The 19,201-nt window shown below is 62.7% G+C and carries 19 protein-coding genes and 1 pseudogene; 6 read left to right on the forward strand and 14 right to left on the reverse strand.

Features of this window, described 5'->3' with window-relative positions:
* Nucleotides 1-17: 17 nt before the first annotated feature.
* Nucleotides 18-1,223 (reverse strand): annotated as a pseudogene (locus tag K675_RS31280) (acetyl-CoA C-acetyltransferase).
* A 564-nt stretch (nt 1,224-1,787) separates the two neighbouring features.
* On the opposite strand from K675_RS31280, the gene K675_RS0122440 reads away from it, so the two are divergent.
* Both K675_RS0122440 and K675_RS0122445 read left to right on the forward strand, forming a co-directional pair.
* Nucleotides 1,788-2,264, forward strand: a complete 477-nt coding sequence (locus K675_RS0122440; RefSeq protein ID WP_017905714.1) for a rhodanese-like domain-containing protein — start codon at nt 1,788-1,790, stop codon at nt 2,262-2,264.
* Nucleotides 2,265-2,273: 9 nt separating this feature from the next.
* Entirely contained in the window at nt 2,274-3,095 is an 822-nt protein-coding gene (locus K675_RS0122445; protein ID WP_017905715.1) for a cytochrome c, read from the forward strand.
* Nucleotides 3,096-3,370: 275 nt separating this feature from the next.
* Here the strand turns inward: K675_RS0122445 and K675_RS0122450 are convergent, their stop codons facing one another.
* From K675_RS0122450 to K675_RS0122500, 11 genes are all read right to left on the reverse strand, one after another.
* Nucleotides 3,371-3,709 carry a ribonuclease E inhibitor RraB gene (locus K675_RS0122450; RefSeq protein WP_017905716.1) on the reverse strand — a complete coding sequence of 113 codons (339 nt, stop codon included), beginning with the start codon at nt 3,707-3,709 and terminating at the stop codon, nt 3,371-3,373.
* Between the two features lie 211 nt (nt 3,710-3,920).
* Nucleotides 3,921-4,157 (reverse strand): hypothetical protein, encoded by a 237-nt coding sequence (locus tag K675_RS0122455; protein ID WP_017905717.1) that lies wholly within the window; start codon nt 4,155-4,157, stop codon nt 3,921-3,923.
* 239 nt (nt 4,158-4,396) lie between these two features.
* The gene (locus tag K675_RS0122460) at nt 4,397-5,002 is read right to left on the reverse strand and encodes an START domain-containing protein (protein ID WP_017905718.1); all 606 of its coding nucleotides are present in this window, start codon (nt 5,000-5,002) and stop codon (nt 4,397-4,399) included.
* 34 nt (nt 5,003-5,036) lie between these two features.
* A complete protein-coding gene (locus K675_RS0122465) occupies nt 5,037-5,291 on the reverse strand; it encodes a YkgJ family cysteine cluster protein (RefSeq protein WP_017905719.1) in 255 nt (84 codons plus the stop codon).
* 149 nt (nt 5,292-5,440) lie between these two features.
* Nucleotides 5,441-5,959: a hypothetical protein gene (locus K675_RS0122470; RefSeq protein WP_017905720.1), complete on the reverse strand. Its 519-nt coding sequence runs from the start codon at nt 5,957-5,959 to the stop codon at nt 5,441-5,443.
* 131 nt (nt 5,960-6,090) lie between these two features.
* Nucleotides 6,091-7,533: a PLP-dependent aminotransferase family protein gene (locus K675_RS0122475; protein WP_017905721.1), complete on the reverse strand. Its 1,443-nt coding sequence runs from the start codon at nt 7,531-7,533 to the stop codon at nt 6,091-6,093.
* A gap of 450 nt (nt 7,534-7,983) precedes the next feature.
* The gene (locus K675_RS0122480) at nt 7,984-8,796 is read right to left on the reverse strand and encodes an OmpA family protein (protein ID WP_017905722.1); all 813 of its coding nucleotides are present in this window, start codon (nt 8,794-8,796) and stop codon (nt 7,984-7,986) included.
* Nucleotides 8,793-9,149 (reverse strand): DUF4398 domain-containing protein, encoded by a 357-nt coding sequence (locus K675_RS0122485; protein ID WP_017905723.1) that lies wholly within the window; start codon nt 9,147-9,149, stop codon nt 8,793-8,795. The genes K675_RS0122480 and K675_RS0122485 overlap by 4 nt, the downstream gene beginning before the upstream one ends.
* Before the next feature lie 9 nt (nt 9,150-9,158).
* Entirely contained in the window at nt 9,159-9,980 is an 822-nt protein-coding gene (locus tag K675_RS0122490; RefSeq protein WP_017905724.1) for a substrate-binding periplasmic protein, read from the reverse strand.
* A 305-nt stretch (nt 9,981-10,285) separates the two neighbouring features.
* Nucleotides 10,286-11,215: an electron transfer flavoprotein subunit alpha/FixB family protein gene (locus K675_RS0122495; protein WP_017905725.1), complete on the reverse strand. Its 930-nt coding sequence runs from the start codon at nt 11,213-11,215 to the stop codon at nt 10,286-10,288.
* Nucleotides 11,216-11,217: 2 nt separating this feature from the next.
* Nucleotides 11,218-11,967, reverse strand: a complete 750-nt coding sequence (locus K675_RS0122500; RefSeq protein ID WP_017905726.1) for an electron transfer flavoprotein subunit beta/FixA family protein — start codon at nt 11,965-11,967, stop codon at nt 11,218-11,220.
* A 559-nt stretch (nt 11,968-12,526) separates the two neighbouring features.
* Here K675_RS0122500 and K675_RS0122510 point away from each other — a divergent pair.
* Nucleotides 12,527-14,191: an electron transfer flavoprotein-ubiquinone oxidoreductase gene (locus K675_RS0122510; protein WP_017905727.1), complete on the forward strand. Its 1,665-nt coding sequence runs from the start codon at nt 12,527-12,529 to the stop codon at nt 14,189-14,191.
* Nucleotides 14,192-14,327: 136 nt separating this feature from the next.
* On the opposite strand, the gene K675_RS0122515 is transcribed toward K675_RS0122510, so the two are convergent.
* Nucleotides 14,328-15,233, reverse strand: coding sequence for an AraC family transcriptional regulator (locus K675_RS0122515; RefSeq protein WP_017905728.1), 906 nt, complete (start codon nt 15,231-15,233; stop codon nt 14,328-14,330).
* 182 nt (nt 15,234-15,415) lie between these two features.
* Here K675_RS0122515 and K675_RS0122520 point away from each other — a divergent pair, with 182 nt between their 5' ends.
* The 3 genes from K675_RS0122520 (at nt 15,416) to K675_RS0122530 (ending at nt 18,490) form a co-directional block, all read left to right on the forward strand.
* A complete protein-coding gene (locus K675_RS0122520; RefSeq protein WP_017905729.1) occupies nt 15,416-16,468 on the forward strand; it encodes an NAD(P)-dependent alcohol dehydrogenase in 1,053 nt (350 codons plus the stop codon).
* Between the two features lie 147 nt (nt 16,469-16,615).
* Entirely contained in the window at nt 16,616-17,320 is a 705-nt protein-coding gene (locus K675_RS0122525; protein ID WP_017905730.1) for a TetR/AcrR family transcriptional regulator, read from the forward strand.
* Between the two features lie 90 nt (nt 17,321-17,410).
* Entirely contained in the window at nt 17,411-18,490 is a 1,080-nt protein-coding gene (locus K675_RS0122530) for a nucleoside hydrolase (protein ID WP_026145445.1), read from the forward strand.
* Nucleotides 18,491-18,503: 13 nt separating this feature from the next.
* Here K675_RS0122530 and K675_RS0122535 read toward each other — a convergent pair whose 3' ends face one another.
* On the reverse strand, nt 18,504-19,046 hold the full coding sequence (locus tag K675_RS0122535) for a cysteine hydrolase family protein (RefSeq protein ID WP_017905732.1): 543 nt from the start codon (nt 19,044-19,046) through the stop codon (nt 18,504-18,506).
* Nucleotides 19,047-19,201: the final 155 nt, after the last annotated feature.

The raw sequence follows: 19,201 nt of genomic DNA on the forward strand, positions 1-19,201 counted from the left end.
CTGGTTTCCCGATCGGTTCAAAGGCGTTCGATAATGGTGGCGATCCCCATGCCGCCACCGACGCAAAGCGTTGCCAGGCCGTAGCGCAACCGGCGTGCCTCCAGCTCGTCGAGCAACGTGCCGAGAATCGCGCAACCGGTGGCGCCCAGCGGATGGCCCAAGGCAATCGAGCCGCCATTGACATTGACCTTCTCCGGGTCGACCGCCATGTCCCTGATGAACTTGAGCACCACCGAGGCAAAGGCTTCGTTGACCTCGAACAGGTCGATGTCGCCGAGCTGCAGGCCGGCCCTGGCCAACGCCTTGCGGGTGGCCGGTGCGGGGCCGGTGAGCATGATGGTCGGGTCGGTGGCGGTGACCGCGCTCGCGACGATCCGCGCCCGCGGCCGCAGGCCCAGCTCACGGCCCTTGTCGGGCGAACCGATGAGCATCAGCGCGGCGCCGTCGACGATCCCGGAACTGTTGCCCGGAGTATGCACATGGCGGATCCGCTCGACATGGCTGTACACACGCAAGGCCGTGGCATCGAAGCCCATCTGCCCGATCGTTTCGAAACTCGGCTTGAGCTACCCCAGGCCCTCCAGGGTCGAATCGGCACGGATGAACTCGTCATGGTCGAGCAGGACCAGGCCATTCTGGTCCAGCACCGGCACCAGGGACCTGTCGAATGCCCCCGCCGCCCGCGCCCGCGCAGCCTTGTGCTGGGACTGTAGGGCGAAACCGTCGACATCCTGGCGACTGAAGCCTTCCAGGGTGGCGATCAGGTCCGCGCCGATGCCCTGGGGCGTGAAGTGACAGTGCATATTGGTTTGCGGGTCGAGCACCCAGGCCCCGCCATCGCTGCCCATCGGCACCCGTGACATGGACTCGACGCCGCCGACCACCACCAGATCCTCGAACCCCGAACGGATTTTCATCGCCCCCAGGTTCACCGCCTCCAGGCCCGAGGCGCAAAAACGGTTGACCTGGACCCCGGCGACGCTGATATCCCAGTCCGCCACCAAGGCCGCCGTCCTGGCGATGTCGGCTCCCTGGTCACCTACCGGCGTCACGCAGCCGATCACGATGTCGTCCACTTCGCGGGTATCGAACCCATTGCGCTGCTGCAATGCCGTGAGCAATCCGGCCAGCAGGTTGACCGGCTTGACGCTGTACAAGCCGCCGCCGGCCTTGCCCTTGCCCCGGGGCGTACGCACCGCATCGAATATCAGAGCCTCTGTCATGACGTCCTCGAACCGTTCGGGTGAAGAAAAAAGCCGCGTTCCCCACCTTAGGCCCGGCCCACCAGGATTCAATGACCGAAGCGCTCACCGGCCTTGACCCCTCACGCTCGGACGAACGGTAGCCTGCTAAGCGCTTAGCCGTTCGAGTGCTTGCAGGTGTCTAGCAAAAGGCCCGCTAGCCAGCTGGCCATGTGCCTCATGCCCTTTTAAAAGTATTTTTAAACAGATAAATAGCAAACAGTTCTAAGTCAAGTGTGACGCGGGCCCTAAGGTTATCCCAGTGGAGTTGCCGCCGGGTTTTGCCGGGGCACCCACATCGAGTTGTCGAGTCGTATCCCAGGAATAACAAAAAAAGGCAGTCAGCCATGTTCAAGCACTCGAAAGTCCGCCAGGCCGGTTTGATCCTATTCGCCACCACCTTGCTGCTCATCCTGCCGAACCTCACCAAGGTGGCCGGTTAGAGGCTGTGGTGCTTTTTCACAAGACCGAATTCTCACCCCGGTCAACTATCGGGGTTCGGGTTTGTGTGCCAATCTTGAGCCATGACTTGATGGAGACAGGCTCATGCGCCATTGGATCGCCGCTACCCTGACAGCAGCGGCACTACTCGGCAGCCTCCCCGCCCAGGCGGGTATCATCGATGTAAACCGTGCGGTCGACGAAATCCGCGACGGTGCGCTCATCCTTGATCTGCGCAACAACAGTGATTTCGCCGCCGGCAACATCCACAACTCGCTGCAGGTGGACCTGACCCTCGAAGACGGCACCGGCATCAGCGCCGAAGGCCTGGCCTATCAGTTGCGCCTGGTGGTCCTCGACCCGAACGCCACCGTGGTGATCTACAGCGACACCAACCAGCACGCCCTGGAAGCCGAGGACACGCTGATCCGGCGTGGCTACTTCGGCATCGTCAATGGCGGCAACTACAGCGAACTGCGCGATGCGCTGTTCGATCATGTCGAAGACACCCCGACCTGGGTCTTCGACAATGACGACGACATCGCCGACCAATCCAACCCCACCACCGCCCCGATCGAATAAAACCCACGAATGAAACGCCTGATCCTGCTGACCACCGCCCTGCTCTGCGGCCAACTGCATGCCGCCCAACTCACCCTCGACCTCGGCTCCAGTCCCCGGACCTGGGAAACGCAAGCGCTGCTCGCCCACCCCAAGGCACAGACCATCACCATTGACAACGACGTCTCCTACAAGCGCCAGATGACCTATCGTGCGGTGCCGGTAGCCGTCCTGCTGGACGGCATCAAACCTGACGATCACCTGCAGGCCGTGGCACTGGACGGCTTCGCCGCCGAAATGAGTGCCGCACCGCTGCTCGGCAAGAGCGGCGCCCAGGCCTGGCTGGCCGTGGAGGACCCGGCCAAGCCATGGCCGCCACTGGCCGAGGGCAAGCCGGGCGCCGGGCCGTTCTACCTGGTATGGACGCATCCGGAAGCCGGGAACATCGGCCCCGAGCAATGGCCTTTCCAGGTGGCCAGCATCAAGCGCCTTGCCTCGGTGGCGGAACGTTTTCCGGCATTGCTGCCGGATCCGAAGCTCAAGGCCAATGATCCGGTGAACCAGGGCTTCGTGCTGTTCCAGAAAAACTGCCTGGCCTGCCACCGGCTCAATGGCGCTGGCGATGCGCAGGTGGGGCCGGACCTGAACATACCGTACAGCCCGACCGAGTATTTCGCCGAAGGCTATCTCAAGCGTTACATCCGCGACCCGCAGAGCCTGCGCCACTGGCCACAGGCGAAGATGCCGGCATTCACTCCGGCGGTGCTGCCGGATGGCGAGCTGGATCTGCTGGTGGGTTATCTCAAGCACATGGCAAAGCGCAAGGTGCCCGTGCAGCAAGCAGGCTTTTGACTATCACCTACATAGCCAGAGTCGATTTCCACTCCTGAAAGAGCTGGCGGATAATCCCATCACCCAGTCAGCCAGGGCGACAACATCGTCCTGCGCGACGTCCCCCTTTGCCAGGCGCCCATAGGCGTCCGCGCGTGGACCGACCATTCGCCCACGCCACGAGCTTCCCATTCGGCCACCCTCCGCGGTGGCCTTTTTTTGCGCGCCGGCCAAGTCAAAAACAAAAACGGCCGACCCACAGGTCAGCCGTTGCCACAGGGAAATGTCCGGTGCGTTCAGTTGAGCGCACGAACCGGATGCTTGACGCCCCAGCCTTCGATCACGCCACCGAGCGGTTCGACCACCGCGCCGAAGTCGTGCTCGAAATCATCGATGCCGCCATAGGTGGCGTACATCACCTTGCTCAGTTCCAGATACCAGGCACCGTCGTCCCTGGGACTGACCTGAGCGTTCAGGGATTCACCCCGAAACTGACCTGCCGCCCTGCGCGCCCGCTCCTCGTCCGGGAAAACCGCATAGAACTCGATGGGATGGATACGTGCGAAATCGAAACCGCCTTCTTTCATGCGGCGCAGCACCTGGCTGCTGATGTCTTCTTGATAGGCTGTGCTCATGAAACGTCCTCCTCAGCAAGCGTTGGATAGACTTTCCGCGATCCCGAGCCGGGCACCCACGATGCCGACAGCGCGACGGGGGCCCGTCGCCGGGAAACAAGCATGTAGCTGACAAGATCAGACCACCTTAGCGAATCTCTCGCTGATCTCGATTGCAGAGTAGCGTGATGCCAGCCGCTCTGCCAGAGGGTCTGAAGTAGAAAAACCGACTTTACGAAACCGGCGCGATGCGCAGGATCTGGATGCTGTTCTGCTCCTTGAGGCTCTTGACTGTCGGCTCGTCCATGCGCCCGTCGAGATCATTGAGGTCCAGTTCGGCCGGAACCGGCAACAAGCGGGCGCGAACCCATTGCGCAGCCTGTTCCATGCTCGGCTGATGCTCGTAATCGAAGTGCTCGACGCTTTGCACACCATGATCATCCACGAAAGTGACTGCCCACATCTTCATCGGTGTCTCCTCGCTCAAGCCCGTCAAGGGCCCACAGATATCTGGACCCCGGGATGGGAAGGATCGTTCAAGGCGTTTGCAGGCAAACAGGCCCGTAGGAGCGGGGCTTGCCCACGAAAGCGGTGGCCCAGTCAGCGGATATGTCGGCTGGTCGACCATCTTCGCGGGCAAGCCGCGCCCCTACAGGGGGCGGCGGTCCTGGGCTCCTGCTTCGAGGAGAGACCCGAGCCCCCGGCCGATCACTTCTCGGCGTGTTCCTTGAGGGCCTTCAGGGTATTGAAGGGGGCCTCGACCACGAACTTGTTCGCCAGCCACGATGGCACGCTGCCACCTGGTTCGGTATGCACCTGGTAGGTCACTTCGGTGAGGTTGTCGCCCTTGGGCACCAGCTTCCAGAAACCGTCGACCTGGGCCACGCGCACATAACCCTTTTCTTCCGGCTTGTAGGTCGGCACGCCCTGGAGCTTGCGGGTCAGGCTGCCATCGGCATTCTGGATAGTGGTGATATGCAGGTACGAGTCGCGGTCCGTGACCGGAAACGGCGCCTTGAACTGGGTGTAGGTCCAGCTCTCGTCGCCCTTCTTGTCCACCAGTTTCTGCGACTTGCACTCATGGATCCAGGCGCAGGCACCGGCCACATCCTCCTGCAGGGCACGGATCTTGGCCACCGAAGCCTTGATCGTCGTCACGCCCTGATAGGCCTTGTACTTGGAACCGCTCACTTCGGCGAGCGACACCTTGATGCCGTTTTCGTCCTTGGCCGTCTCCCAGGTCTCCGCGTAGGCGGTACCGGTCAACAGGACACTCAAGCCACAAGCCACAGCCATACGATGCAGCGAACCCATTTTCTTATTCCTTATTGTCAAAGGTGAACACGCTTCAAGCCGCCGTCATTTTCTCCCACCAGCCGATCAGACGGATGGCCTCTTCACGACTACCGCCACACACTTCCGGATCGGCCTTGAAGCCACCGCACACGGCCGGCCGCTCGGGCCTGCCGAACAGCTCACAGCGGTTTTCGACCGAGAGATGCACACAACGTTCTCCGGCCGGTTTGCCAGCGGGCATGCCGGGCAGCGGCGAGCTGATGGAAGGAGCGATACAGCAGGCACCACAACCTTCACGGCAGTTCATGGCGACACGCTCCCTGCAACGGACCCGGGGTGTGGAAGACAGAGTAACCGCTAAAACGGCTGTTTAAAATTGGTCGCACAATTGTTTTTCAATAACGGGGTAGATGACTGCTCAGTCACCGACGAAGCATCATGACCGGGCTGGGGATTTTACTGCTTGAACTCGAAATCCAGTGCAGCGCCTTCGATTTCCCGACGACTGTCGTTGCGCAGTTGCAGCTCCATTTCGTTGCTCAGCAGTCGACCGTTGAGCTGAAAGGGCGTCTGGGAAGCCGGCTTTTCCACGAACATCTGCGGCAGCAACGGCCGGCTCCTGGACAGCGGCACCTTGCCGACCGGCTGCATCTTGTTGACCAGTTCCTGGGGCAGGCTCAGATCCAGCCTGGGCGGTGGCAGGCGAGTCTTCGCTACATCATTATCGATCTTGCGGGACTTTCCCGTGGCGGCCTTCTTTGTAGGCGTGGTCTTTTTCGGCTGGGCTTTTTTCTGAGTGGCTGCGGTCTTTTTCGTCACAGAACCATCGTGCCTGGCCGGCGTGGCCCTGGTTTGCTGCGCCCTGCCACCGACAACCGACGACTTTTCCTGAGCCTGCGCCATGACCGCACCGCCAGCGCCCAGGCCGGTCAGCAAGGCAAGCATCAGCAGGCGTACAGCGAAAGTCGCGTTCATGAACTCTACGGCATCGACAACAGAGTCCCCTATGCTCGCTCGTTGTGCAGGCGATGACAAGTAACGAGATCGGCAATCGTCCCCGGATGCCGCCGCCGGGGGGCGCCCACGGGCCGTCCCCGGCAACCGTATCAGAACAGCCCGGCCGCGGTTTCCTGGCAGAGCTGGTTGGCCAGCATGCCGAGGGTCATCAGAGCCCGTTCGGCCTCGCGGTTCCACGGAATCCCGCAGTTGAGCCGGATACAGTGGTTGAACTGCTCGGTGTTGCTGAAGATCAGCCCCGGCGCGATGCTGATGCCCTGCTGCAATGCCCGCACGTGCAGTTCCTGGGTGTTGACCCGTCCCGGCAGGCTGACCCAGAGAATGAAACCGCCGGTCGGACGGGTCATCTGCGTGCCTTCGGGAAAATACTGCTGCACCGCCAACTGGAAAGCGCTGAGATTCTTGCGGTACTCCTGGCGAATGTAGCGCAGGTGCCGGTCGTAACCGCCGTTCTCCAGGTAGGCCGCCACACCCATCTGCGTCACGCTGCAGGCCGAATGGGTACTGAAGGTCTGCAGGCGCTGGATTTCCTGCTGGAACTTGCCGGCGACCATCCAGCCGATCCGCACGCCGGGCGACAGGGTCTTGGAGAAGCTCGAACAGTAGATCACCCGGTCCAGCCGGTCATAGGCCTTGAGCGCCTTGGTACGACCGACCTCGAACATCAGTTCGCCATAGATATCGTCCTCGACGATCTGGATATCGAAATCCGATGCCAGACGCAGCAACTGCTTCTGCCGTTCCTCGGGCATGGTCCCGCCCAGCGGATTGCTCAGGCGCGTGGTCAGCACCAGGGCCTTGATCGACCATTGGTTGGCCGCCAGTTGCAGGGCTTCCAGACTCATGCCGGTGGACGGATCGCTGGGAATCTCGATGACCTTCAGACCCAGCAGGTCGGCCAGTTGCAGCAGTCCGTAGTAGGTCGGCGACTCGGCGGCGATCAAATCACCGGGGCGGGTCAGCACGCGCAGCGACATCTGCAATGCATCGACGCAGCCGTGGGTGATCACCACCTCGGAGGGGTCGACCACCACGCCGGCATCACGCATGCGAATCGCCACCTGGCGCCGCAGCGGCTCGAAACCGGGGCTGAACATGTAGCTGAAGGCCCGCGGGCTGTGAAAGCGGGTGACCTTGGCCAGTTGCTGGTGCAGCGCCCGTACCGGCAGGTAATCCACCGACGGCACCGCCGCACCGAACGGGAACACCCCTTCGCGACGGGATTCGACCAGCACCTGGTGGATGATACTGCTGCGGGTGACCAGGCCCGGCCGCTCGACCCGGGCGATATCCGGCGTCGGCGCGGTCAGCGCAGGCGTCTGGTGCACGTAGTAGCCCGACTGCGGACGGGCACGGATCAACCCCTGGTCCTCCAGATTGGCATAGGCCTGCAACACCGTGGCGTGGCTGACGTTGAGCTGCGAGCTCATCTTGCGCACCGAAGGCACGCGCTCGCCTGGCTGGTAGACGCCACGGCGGATGTCGTCGGCCAGTTGCTGCGCAATACGCTGGTAGAGCAATAGGTTGGTCATGAAGCGGCACTCGGTTTCAACGGCGTTTTTATTCTTGGCGGCAACGATACCGGAACAGTTTCAAAGTGTACTGGCACAGTTCCTACAATAGTCGACAATACAGTGACGAGAGAAGTAAAACTGTACGGGAACACTTGTCGCGCAGGATCGGCCAGCTTTCTTCATCACAGCAGATGGCAAGGATGACTTGCGTGGCGAGCGGGCTTGCCCGCGCTGGGGTGCGAAGCGCCCCTGGACCTGGGCCACTCGCTGTACCAGGCAGACCCGGCCGGCAGGGTTTGGGACCGCTTTGCGGTCCAGCGCGGGCAAGCCCGCTCGCCACCACTGACTTGTGTTCCACCACGGGCCCGTATCCAGGAGTTGACCCGCATTCCCATTGTCAAAGGTGACCGGGCATGAAAAAACCCGGCACCTTGCGGATACCGGGTCTGTTCGTGAAACACCTGGGCCTCAGCGGGCGGCGCCCAGATGGCCCTTCTCATCGGAAAAGACCACCTCCACCCGCCGGTTCTGCGCCCTGCCACGCTCGGTGGCGTTCACGTCGATCGGGTACTCGTCGCCATAACCGACGACCTCGATGCGCTTCTCGTCGATACCCAGGTCCACCAGCATGTCCGCCACGGACTGGGCGCGATCGCGGGACAACTGCAGGTTGCTGTCCTTCTCGCCAGTACTGTCGGTGTAGCCTTCGATGCGCACGACACGTTTCGGATTGAGCTGGAGAAACTGCACCAGCTTGAGGATCGCCCGGTTGGCGGAGCTCTGCAGTTCGGCCTCGCCGGTGTCGAACAGCACGTCGCCCAGAGTCATCACCAGGCCGCGGTCGGTCTGGGTGCTGGCCTGGCTGATCTGTTCCTCGACCCACTTGCCCTGCTGCTGCACGCTGACCAGCTTGGATTCACGCAGGGCCAGTTGCAGGCGCTGGCGCTCGAGTTCCAGCCTGGCCGCACGCTCCTGGTTCAGGGCCTGCTCGGTGTGCTGGCGGGCGATGTCCGAATAGCGCTCGCTCAGGTAGGCATAATGCGCCACATCGCCGCTGCTGCCCCAGTAGCTGGACAGACGATCGGCGCGCGCCAGCGACTCGCCGGCACGGATCACGTCCCTGGGCGCATAGCGCAGCACATTGGTGTCTTCCTTGACCTTCTGGAAGCTGGAGGACGCCTGCTGCAGGGCCAGTTCGCTGGCCTGCTGGCCGGCGCAACCGTAGAGACTGGCAAACCCCAGCGCCAGCAGGACGCCGACCATTCGACTCGGATGGATCATCGGGCCTCTCCCAACTGCTTGCGCAAGCGCGTGATGCGGGTATTGAGCAGTTTCAGCTCTTCCTCACTCTTGGCGGTCAGTACCTGGGCTTCGGCCAGACGCGCATCCAGTTCAGCCTGTTCGGCACGCATGCGAGCCTTCTTGAAGGACTGGTCGGCCATGGCGGACTTGGCGCGCTCGAACTTGCCCTCGGCCAGTTTCAGTTCGGCCACCTCGTCGGCCTTGGCGCCAACGGCCCGGGCCTGTTCGAGTGCACGTTCGGTGAGACGCATTTGTTCATTCGGCGCCGGATCGGCCGCGCAACCCGCCAGGGCCGCGACGGCCAGGGCAGCGAATAAAGGTCGAATACTCAAAGCAAATTCCTACTGTTCAGGGGCGCCGGCCGGTTGCAGTTGCGCCTTCCAACGCTCCAGATTGCGCTGCAACACGGCCTCGGTCAGGCCGGAGGCCGGTAATTCTGTCATTTTTTTCGCCAACTGTCCGCGCAACCAGGCGTCATTACAGGCCGAATTGTGGGACACCGCCAGGAACAGTCCCGGCTGGTCGACCGGCTGGGCCCGGGGGCCGATATCACTGACCATGCCCAGGTTCTGGGCAGTGACCATTCCGGCATAGCGCCCGGCCAGCACATACTCGACCTCGCCCAGCAGCAGCTTCTGGAAAGCCTGGGGCAAGGCCGGGGTCTGCTGCAGCGTCAGGTGCTGCCTGCCGAACTCCGCGAATGGCTGGGTCAGCCGGGCCTTTTGCGAGACCGCACCGAGATGGCCTTGCAGGTCCTGGGCGCTGTTGTAGACCAGGGTCGAGTCGTTGCGGGTCCAGACCAGGAAGTCGTTCCGTACCAGCGCCGGGTGGATGTAGTCCAGCGTGTCCAGTTCGTTGACGGTGATCGGCGCGTCCACCAGCAGATCCATGCGTCCGCTGCGCACCTCCTCCTGGGCCTGGGAACGCCTGCCGCCGTAGAGCACCTCAATCTTGAGACCCAATTCGCTGCCGACCTGGCGCAGCAGGTCGGCGCTGGCACCGATCAGGTGTACCGGATCGGCGGGGTCACGCCACAGATAGGGCGGCGCGTCCGGGCTGCCGGTGACGATCAGACGCTCGCACTTGCCCACGGCCAGGGCCTGCGTGGACAACGCGGGCAGCCCCAGCAGCAGCGATAGTGCAGCGACGCGAAACACGTCCATGACAAAACTCTCCAATCCAGCTCGACCTTTGTGGAAGCCGGCTTGCTGGCGATAGCGACCTGGCAGCCGACATCTGCATCGACTGATCCGCCGCCATCGCCAGCAAGCGGAGCGCCGCCCGGCCGTCTCCCACAGTGGCCGCGTTTAGCTCGTACCTTGTGGGAGCAGGATTTACCGAGGCGTCGGACCGCCGCGAATAGCCCTCAGGCCTTGTGCAAAACCATAGAATCTCCCACAAGGGGGCTGTGCAAGGCAAAAAAAACCCGGTCACAAGACCGGGTTCTTTTATAAGTGAAACGGCTGGATCAGACCAGCTTTTCCAGCTCGGGCACCGCTTCGAACAGGTCCGCGACCAGGCCGTAGTCGGCCACCTGGAAGATCGGTGCCTCTTCGTCCTTGTTGATCGCGACGATCACCTTGGAGTCCTTCATGCCGGCCAGGTGCTGGATCGCGCCGGAGATACCGACGGCGATGTACAACTGGGGCGCGACGATCTTGCCGGTCTGGCCGACCTGCATGTCGTTCGGTACGAAGCCCGCGTCGACCGCGGCGCGGGAGGCGCCGACCGCCGCGCCCAGCTTGTCGGCCAGGGCGTACAGGTGCTTGAAGTTGTCGCCGTTCTGCATGCCGCGGCCGCCGGAAACGACGATCTTGGCAGCGGTCAGTTCAGGACGGTCGGACTTGGCCAGCTCTTCACCGACGAACGACGATTTGCCTGCATCGTGGGCGGCAGCGACCGCTTCGACGGCAGCCGAACCACCTTCGGCGGCAACCGGGTCGAAACCGGTGGCACGCACGGTGATGACCTTGATCGCAGCGCTCGATTGCACGGTGGCAATGGCGTTACCGGCGTAGATCGGGCGCTTGAAGGTATCGGCGCTTTCCACCGAGATGATCTCGGAGATCTGGTCGACGTCCAGTTGAGCAGCGACGCGTGGCAGGATGTTCTTGCCGTTGGAGGTGGCGGCAGCCAGGACGTGGCTGTAGCCCTTGCCCAGCTCGGCCGCCAGGGGAGCGACGTTCTCCGGCAGTTGATGAGCGTAGGCGGCGTTGTCGGCCACCAGCACTTTCGACACGCCGGCGATTTTCGCAGCGGCTTCGGCGACGGCGCCAACGCCCTGGCCCGCAACCAGCACGTGAATGTCACCACCGATCTTGGCGGCGGCACCAACGGTGTTCAGGGTGGCCGGAGCGACGGTTTTGTTGTCGTGTTCGGCGATTACCAAGATAGTCATGATCAGATTACCTTCGCTTCGTTTTTCAGTTTCTCGACCAGTTCCGCAACCGACTTGACCTTGATGCCAGCGCTGCGTGCAGCCGGTGCTTCAACCTTCAGGGTCTTGTTGGTGGAGGCGGTGGAAACGCCCAAAGCATCCGGAGTCAGCGTCTCGAGCGGCTTCTTCTTGGCTTTCATGATGTTTGGCAGAGATGCGTAGCGCGGCTCGTTCAAACGCAGGTCGGTGGTGACGATGGCTGGCAGATTCAGCGAAACGGTCTGCAGGCCGCCGTCGATTTCGCGGGTCACGGCAACCTTGTCGCCGGAGACCTCGACTTTCGAGGCGAAGGTGCCCTGGGCGTAACCGCTCAGTGCCGCCAGCATCTGGCCAGTCTGGTTGTTGTCGCTGTCGATCGCCTGCTTGCCGAGGATCACCAGTTGTGGCTGTTCCTTGTCGACCACGGCCTTGAGCAGCTTGGCCACGGCCAGGGAGTTCAGTTCGTCGGCGGACTCGACCAGGATGGCACGGTCGGCACCCAGCGCCAGCGCGGTACGCAGTTGCTCCTGAGCGGTTGACGGGCCGATGGTGACGACGACGATTTCGGTCGCCACGCCTTTTTCCTTCAGACGTACCGCTTCTTCCACGGCGATTTCGCAGAACGGGTTCATCGACATCTTGACGTTGGCGAGGTCGACGCCGGAATTGTCCGCCTTGACGCGAACCTTGACGTTGTAATCGACAACGCGTTTGACAGCTACAAGAACCTTCATGGATTCCTCACTCTCCGGTGAAAAGAAAGTCGCCCAGGCGTACCTGGCGGTTGGATGCTCAGCGGCGCGCGCATGAAGCTCAAGGGCACCTCCAAAAACGCCGGCATCTGCACGAAAGCCTGGCTGCTTTCCGGTTAACGACCGTCCGTCCGACGTGACTGTACAGTCACGGGACCGATGGACGTGTAAACTTCGCGCCGGAATCGACGTGCCACTTCACTTTCGCTGTCTTCGTCCTGTCTTTAGACGTGCTCTTGCGGCCTCCGTTTAGCCTACGGCAAGCGCAAAACCGCTCGTATCTTGACCGGAACGCCTATTCTGGTCAATACGGCAAAATGGTCAGTCATAAGCCGCGCTACTTTGATTTATCTGGCTTCCAGCGAATTCAAACAAACGTTTGTATTGGACGCTGATAGTGGTGTAGATATAATGGCGCCACCTAGAGAGAAAGATGTCTGCCCGGCGTTGCGCTGCCTGAAGTGGCAGGGGAACGCGGGGGCGAGGCACCAAACCTCCAATCAGAAGAAAACTGTTGAGCCTTGAGAGTAGGAGAGAGTCTGTGGAACGCGAATACATGGAATTCGACGTGGTCATCGTCGGTGCCGGCCCCGCAGGCCTGTCCGCCGCCTGCCGGCTGAAACAGAAAGCCGCCGAAGCGGGTCAGGAAATCAGCGTCTGCGTCGTGGAAAAAGGTTCCGAAGTCGGTGCCCATATCCTTTCCGGCGCGGTGTTCGAACCACGGGCCCTGAACGAACTGTTCCCGGACTGGAAGGAACTCGGCGCGCCACTGAACACCCCGGTCAAGCGCGACGACATCTATGTCCTGCGCAACGGCGAGACCGCGACCAAGGTTCCCGACTTCTTCGTGCCCAAGACCATGCACAACGAAGGCAACTACATCATCTCCCTGGGCAACCTGTGCCGCTGGCTGGCCCAGCAGGCCGAGAACCTGGGCGTGGAGATCTATCCGGGCTTCGCCGCTCAGGAAGCGCTGTTCGACGAGAACGGCGTGGTGCGCGGCATCATCACCGGCGACCTCGGGGTCGACCGTGAAGGCAACCCGAAGGAAGGCCTGTACACCCCCGGCATGGAACTGCGCGGCAAGTACACGCTGTTCGCCGAAGGTTGCCGTGGCCACATTGGCAAGCAACTGATTTCGCGCTTCAAGCTCGACAGCGAAGCCGACGCCCAGCACTACGGCATCGGCCTCAAGGAAATCTGGGAAATCGACCCGGCCAGGCACCAACCGGGCCTGGTGGTGCACACCGCCGGCTGGCCGCTGGACATCATGGGCACCGAGAACACCGGCGGCTCCTTCCTCTATCACCTGGAAAACAACCAGGTGGTGGTCGGCCTGATCGTCGACCTGTCCTACAGCAACGCCTACCTGTCGCCGTTCGACGAGTTCCAGCGCCTCAAGCACCACCCGGTGCTCAAGCAGTACCTGGAAGGCGGCAAGCGCATCAGCTATGGCGCCCGCGCCATCTGCAAGGGCGGCCTGAACTCGCTGCCGAAGATGGTCTTCAATGGCGGCGCACTGATCGGTTGCGACCTGGGCACCCTGAACTTCGCCAAGATCAAGGGCAGCCACACCGCGATGAAATCCGGCATGCTCGCCGCCGAAGCGGTGGCCGAGAAGCTGCTGGCCGGCGCCGAGGGTGGCGATCAACTGGACAACTACGTCGCATCGTTCAAGGCCAGTTGGCTGTATGAGGAACTGTTCGCCAGCCGCAACTTCGGCGCGGCCATCCACAAGTACGGCCCGATCATCGGTGGCGGCTTCAACTGGGTCGAGCAGAACCTGTTCGGCGGCAAGCTGCCGATCACCCTGCACGACAACAAGCCGGACTACGCCTGCCTGAAGCTGGCCAAGGACTCGGTGAAAATCGATTACCCGAAGCCGGACGGCAAGCTCAGCTTCGACAAGCTGAGCTCGGTGTTCCTCTCCAGCACCAACCATGAAGAGGAACAGCCGTGCCACCTCAAGCTCAAGGACCCGAGCATTCCCCTGAGCAAGAACCTGCCGCTGTACGACGAACCGGCACAGCGCTACTGCCCGGCGGGCGTGTACGAAGTGGTCACTCAGGAAAACGGCGAGAAACGCTTCCAGATCAACGCCCAGAACTGCGTGCACTGCAAGACCTGCGACATCAAGGACCCCTCGCAGAACATCACCTGGGTCGCGCCGGAAGGGGCTGGCGGCCCGACCTATCCGAACATGTGATTCGGTCGATGCCATGACAGAAAGGCTCCTTCGGGGGCCTTTTTGCTGGGTGGGGAAACCGGGAGGTTTGGGGTGGAATCTTGTGGCTTGCCCGCGAAGAGGCCGTCCGGGACACCAAAAACCCCGGATCAACCCGCTACGCCGACTGTCCCGCCAACATCCCCTCCTCTCCCGGCGTGCGCTCGAAGTAGCGCTTGTACTCCCGGCTGAACTGCGACGTGCTCTGGTAACCCACCCGATGCGCCACCTGGGCCACGCCCAACCCATCCCCGGCCAGCAGTCGCTGGGCCTTGAGCAGGCGCAGGCGCTTGAGATACTGCACCGGCGACAACAGCGTGCTGCGTTTGAAGTGCTCGTGAAAGGTCGACGGACTCATGTTCGCGTAGCGCGCCAGGGTGTCGACGTTCAACGGCTCGGCGAAATGCTCGTGCAGGTGGCTGAGCGACGCCGCCAACCGGGCGAACTGCCCCTGCTGCTCGACCAGCGCCCGCAACACATCCGACTGCGGCCCGCGCAAGGCGGTGAACAACACCTCGCGCAAGCGCGCCTGGCCCATCACCCGGCACTCCAGCGGATCATGCAGGCAGCGCAGCAACTGTTCGACGCTATGGCGCATGGCATCGTCGAGCGCCACCGAGGTCATCGACTCCGGCGTCTGCGCCGACGCACCGCGCTCGCCCGCCAGGCCCATTGCCCGCACCAGCTCGCTCAACAGCGCCCGGTCGATACCGATGGACACCCCGAGCAGCGGCTCCTGCGGCGTGGCAAAGGTCTCGTATTCGAACGGCACCGGCAACGCCTGGATCAGATAATGCCCGGCGCCATACTCCAGGGTCCGCGGCCCCAGGTAGGCCAGTTTGCTGCCCTGGGCGATCACCATCAGGCTCGGCTCGTAGATCTGCGGGCAGCGCGCGACATTATCGGACGCCGAGACGATCTGCACCTCGGGCAACAGGGTTGGCAAAAAACCCGAGCGGGTCGCCAGCGGCTGGAGCAATTCAACCAGCCTGGCATTGGCGTCGAGATGACGGGTCAACTGCATGGCAAAAACTTCGCGCAAGGAGGGATGCGAACATCATCGCAGGTCTGACGCCACAGGAAAGTGCCAGCAGGCTGATACCGGAGGATTAGGCATGACACCCGGAGGAATCGTCATGGTCGCCCCGGGAGCCGATCACGAGAATGGCCCGCCTCATCCGTTACCGCTTTTGCAAGGTTTGCCCCATGTATACCGCTATTGGTTACGCCGCCCAGTCCGCCACCACGGCCCTCGCCCCGATCACCTTCCAGCGCCGCGCCCCACGGCCGGACGACGTCGCGATCGAGATTCTCTACTGCGGCGTCTGCCACTCCGATATCCACCAGGCCCGCAACGAATGGGGCATCGCCGTCTACCCGCTGATGCCCGGCCATGAAATCGTCGGCAAGGTCACCGCCGTCGGCAGCCAGGTCACCCGGCACAAGGTTGGCGACCTGGTCGGTGTGGGTTGCATGGTCGACTCCTGCCGCGACTGCGCCGCCTGCAACGCCAACCTGGAGCAGTACTGCGAAAACGAGCCGACCATGACCTATGCCAGCCCGGACCGAATCGACGGCAGCAACACCATGGGCGGTTACTCCGACCGTATCGTGGTCAGCGAGCACTTCGTCGTGCGCATCCCGGAAAAACTCGACCTGGCCAGCGCCGCCCCGCTGCTCTGTGCCGGCATCACCACCTACTCGCCGCTCAAGCACCATGGCGTCAAGCCTGGCGACAAGGTCGGGATTCTCGGCATGGGTGGCCTGGGCCATATGGGTATCAAGTTCGCCAAGGCACTGGGCGCCGAAGTCACCCTGTTCACCCGCTCGGCGAGCAAGGCCGAGGAAGCCCGCCGCCAGGGTGCCGACCATGTGATCGTGTCCACCGACGAGGCGCAGATGCAGGCCGTTGCCGGGCGTTTCGACTTCCTGCTCGACACCATTCCGGTACGGCACGATCTCAACCCCTATCTGGATACCCTGACCTTCGACGGCGTGCACATCCTCGTCGGCCTGATCGAACCGGTCGACCCGGCGCTGCATGCCGGCAAGCTGGTGATGAAGCGCCGGGTACTGGCCGGTTCGCTGATCGGTGGCATTGCCGAGACCCAGGAAGTGCTGGATTTCTGCGCCGAGCACGGCATCAGCTGCGATATCGAGATGCTCGACATCCGCCACATCAACGAGGCCTACAGCCGGATGATCGCCGGTGACGTGAAGTACCGCTTCGTGATCGACATGGCGACGCTGAAGCTCTGACGGTACGGATTGTGACCAGCCCGCTCGTGTGGTGAACCGGCTTAATTTGGTGAACTGGCTTATGTGGCGAGCGGGCTTGTCGGGACGCCACAATGAACCCGTTCAACACAATGGGCCCGGCAAGTGGCGCCACACCGGCGTGGTATGATGGATGCCGAATCAACTCTGTCGAAGGACCGCCAGACGGTGACCAGGAAAACCGGCATCCGCGCCCAGCAAGCCGACCAGACCCGCGCCCGCATCCTCAGGGCTGCGGTCAAGGTATTCGCCCGCGATGGATATTCCGGTGGCCGGGTGGAGAGCATCTCCCAGGAAGCCGAGTCCAACGACCGCATGCTCTACTACTATTTCGGCAGCAAGGAACGCCTGTTCCTCTGTGTGCTGGAACACATCTACGAGCAGTTCAACCAGGCCGAAGGCAAGCTGCGCCTGGACTTGGAACACCCCCGGCAAGCCCTGCGCGAGCTGGTGGCCTTTGTCTGGAACTACTACGTCCGCCACCCGGAATTCGTCGCCATCCTGAGCATCGAGAACCTGCACAAGGGCAAGCACGCCCAACAGTCCGGGGAGCTGCGGCGGCTATCGGGAGAAGCGGTCGGCGTGTTGCGCCCGATCATCGAGGCCGGCCAGGCCCAGGGCCTGTTCCGCCTGGACCTGGACATCAAGCACGTGTACCTGATGATTGCCTCGCTCTGCTACTTCTACAACTCCAACCAGCACACCCTGAGCTCGTTCCTCGGCGAACCGCTGGCGGACAAGCATCAACGGCAGGATTGGCTGGCCTTCATCAGCGACCTGGTGATCCGGGGCGTCCTGCGGCAACCGGCTGCAGCGCAGCCCACCCCTGATTAAGTAACCACTTACCTGGCGATAGCGTTTGCGCGCGACGCCAGGCATGCTGGGCCAGCGCAATACAACAATAACTCATTGGGGCAAATCACCATGCAAGGCTTTCTCAAGGGCTGCGCGCTGGCGTTGGCCGTCGGCTGCTCGGCCGGCTCGCTGCACGCGGCGGAAAAGGTCATTCTCGACACCGATTTCAACGTGCTCAACGATGACGGCCAGGCCTTCATCATGCTCGCGCAACTGCATGCGCAGAAGAAGATCGACCTGCTCGGCATGACCCTGGTCAGCGGCAACGCCTGGGTCGACCAGGAACAGGTCGACGCGCTGAAGGCGGTCGAGCGCATGGGCGTGGAAAAGGAAATCGGTGTCTACTCCGGCGCGGCCTATCCATTGCTGCATGACTTCGCCACCTACCCTCAGGAACAGGCGCTGTTCGGCTCCGGTTGGCCCGGCGCGTTCAAGAACCCGCGGCCGACTTCGGCGACGCAACTGGTGGCCCCGCCGGACGGCATGGCAACCCATACTCGGCTACGCAGCGAAACCGCCCCGCAGTTCATCATCGACAGCGTGCGCAAGAACCCTCACGAGGTGACCCTGCTGGCGATCGGACCGCTGACCAACCTGGCCCTGGCGATCCGCCAGGCGCCGGATATCGTGCCGCTGATCAAGCGCATCGTGTACATGGGCGGCGCCATCGAGATCCCGGGCAACACCACCCCGGCCGCCGAATTCAACTGGTGGTTCGACCCGGAGGCGGCGCGGATCGTCCTGCGCTCACCGATCGAGCACGTGATCTTCCCCAACGATGTCTGCGAGAAGGTCATCTTCGACGCTTCGGTCTACAAACGGGTGATCGCCGCCAAGGGCGCGGTGCCGGAACTGTACAAGAGCGTGTTCGGACCGGAGTTCGCCAAGGACCCGGGCTACCACAGTTTCACCTGGGACAGCCTGCCGGCGTTGTTCCTGACCGAGCCAGGCATCGTCACCGAATCACGCGAGATGTGGATCGACGTCGACACCCACTTCGGTCCGGACTACGGCCGGGCGCTGGGCTACAGCAAAGGTGCACCGGTCGGTACGCAGAAGGCCAGGGTGGTGTTCGCCGTCGACCAGAAGAAGTTCTGGAACGACTATGTGTCGCTGGTGACCTTGCCGACGCCGGTGAAAAAGCCCTGATGGGTACACGGTTTCAGAAGCTCACATCCGCCGCCTTCATCATCTGCACGAAAGCCCCGTTCAGGGTCGCATTGTGATGCTCGACGACCGCCCGGGCCGACAGCTCGGGCGTGTCCATGCAGGTATGCGCATCACCTACCAGCACCGCCTCGAAGCCCAGGTCGCGAGCCAGCCGGCAGGTGCTGTCGACACAGTACTGGGTCTTCATGCCGACGATGACCAGCCGTCTCACCCCGGCGTCGTCCAGTTGCTCGGCCAACCCGGTTTCGAAGAAACAACTGGGACGGGTCTTGTCGAGCAGATGATCCACCGCCGGGTCCAGTCCCAGCTCCGGCAAGACCTGCCAGGTGGCACGGCCCGCCTCGATCGGCGAACCCTGCGGCCCGGTGTGCCGCAGGGCGAAGATCGGTGCGCGGGCCTCGCGCGCCTGCCCGACCAGCGCGGTGATACGCGCCAGCACCTGCTCCCCTTGCCATGGCTGTTCCGGGCCCTGGAACAGGCCAACCTGCATGTCGATGATCAATAGCGCCGAGCGCCGGGGGCTATGAGCCTGCATGGTGTTTCTCCTTCCTGGTGATGCCAGCAAGGGCACGGAAACCAAAAGGCCCCGTCCATTGCTGGCGGGGCCTTGGTTCACTGCGCGTCAATCACTCACACGGCAACCTCGCACCCGCCCTGGGCGGTCGCGGTGGTAGTGGTGGTGGTCAGGTG

This window comes from Pseudomonas fuscovaginae SE-1 (genome assembly GCF_000364705.1).
Taxonomy (GTDB): domain Bacteria; phylum Pseudomonadota; class Gammaproteobacteria; order Pseudomonadales; family Pseudomonadaceae; genus Aquipseudomonas; species Aquipseudomonas fuscovaginae_A.

Bases quoted from the DNA above. Each gene is read 5' to 3' on its own strand.
- K675_RS0122440 (WP_017905714.1), top strand. From the start codon at position 1,788: ATGCGCCATTGGATCGCCGCTACCCTGACAGCAGCGGCACTACTCGGC.
- K675_RS0122445 (WP_017905715.1), top strand. From the start codon at position 2,274: ATGAAACGCCTGATCCTGCTGACCACCGCCCTGCTCTGCGGCCAACTG.
- K675_RS0122450 (WP_017905716.1), bottom strand. From the start codon at position 3,709: ATGAGCACAGCCTATCAAGAAGACATCAGCAGCCAGGTGCTGCGCCGC.
- K675_RS0122455 (WP_017905717.1), bottom strand. From the start codon at position 4,157: ATGAAGATGTGGGCAGTCACTTTCGTGGATGATCATGGTGTGCAAAGC.
- K675_RS0122460 (WP_017905718.1), bottom strand. From the start codon at position 5,002: ATGGGTTCGCTGCATCGTATGGCTGTGGCTTGTGGCTTGAGTGTCCTG.
- K675_RS0122465 (WP_017905719.1), bottom strand. From the start codon at position 5,291: ATGAACTGCCGTGAAGGTTGTGGTGCCTGCTGTATCGCTCCTTCCATC.
- K675_RS0122470 (WP_017905720.1), bottom strand. From the start codon at position 5,959: ATGAACGCGACTTTCGCTGTACGCCTGCTGATGCTTGCCTTGCTGACC.
- K675_RS0122475 (WP_017905721.1), bottom strand. From the start codon at position 7,533: ATGACCAACCTATTGCTCTACCAGCGTATTGCGCAGCAACTGGCCGAC.
- K675_RS0122480 (WP_017905722.1), bottom strand. From the start codon at position 8,796: ATGATCCATCCGAGTCGAATGGTCGGCGTCCTGCTGGCGCTGGGGTTT.
- K675_RS0122490 (WP_017905724.1), bottom strand. From the start codon at position 9,980: ATGGACGTGTTTCGCGTCGCTGCACTATCGCTGCTGCTGGGGCTGCCC.
- K675_RS0122495 (WP_017905725.1), bottom strand. From the start codon at position 11,215: ATGACTATCTTGGTAATCGCCGAACACGACAACAAAACCGTCGCTCCG.
- K675_RS0122500 (WP_017905726.1), bottom strand. From the start codon at position 11,967: ATGAAGGTTCTTGTAGCTGTCAAACGCGTTGTCGATTACAACGTCAAG.
- K675_RS0122515 (WP_017905728.1), bottom strand. From the start codon at position 15,233: ATGCAGTTGACCCGTCATCTCGACGCCAATGCCAGGCTGGTTGAATTG.
- K675_RS0122520 (WP_017905729.1), top strand. From the start codon at position 15,416: ATGTATACCGCTATTGGTTACGCCGCCCAGTCCGCCACCACGGCCCTC.
- K675_RS0122525 (WP_017905730.1), top strand. From the start codon at position 16,616: ATGGATGCCGAATCAACTCTGTCGAAGGACCGCCAGACGGTGACCAGG.
- K675_RS0122530 (WP_026145445.1), top strand. From the start codon at position 17,411: ATGCAAGGCTTTCTCAAGGGCTGCGCGCTGGCGTTGGCCGTCGGCTGC.
- K675_RS0122535 (WP_017905732.1), bottom strand. From the start codon at position 19,046: ATGCAGGCTCATAGCCCCCGGCGCTCGGCGCTATTGATCATCGACATG.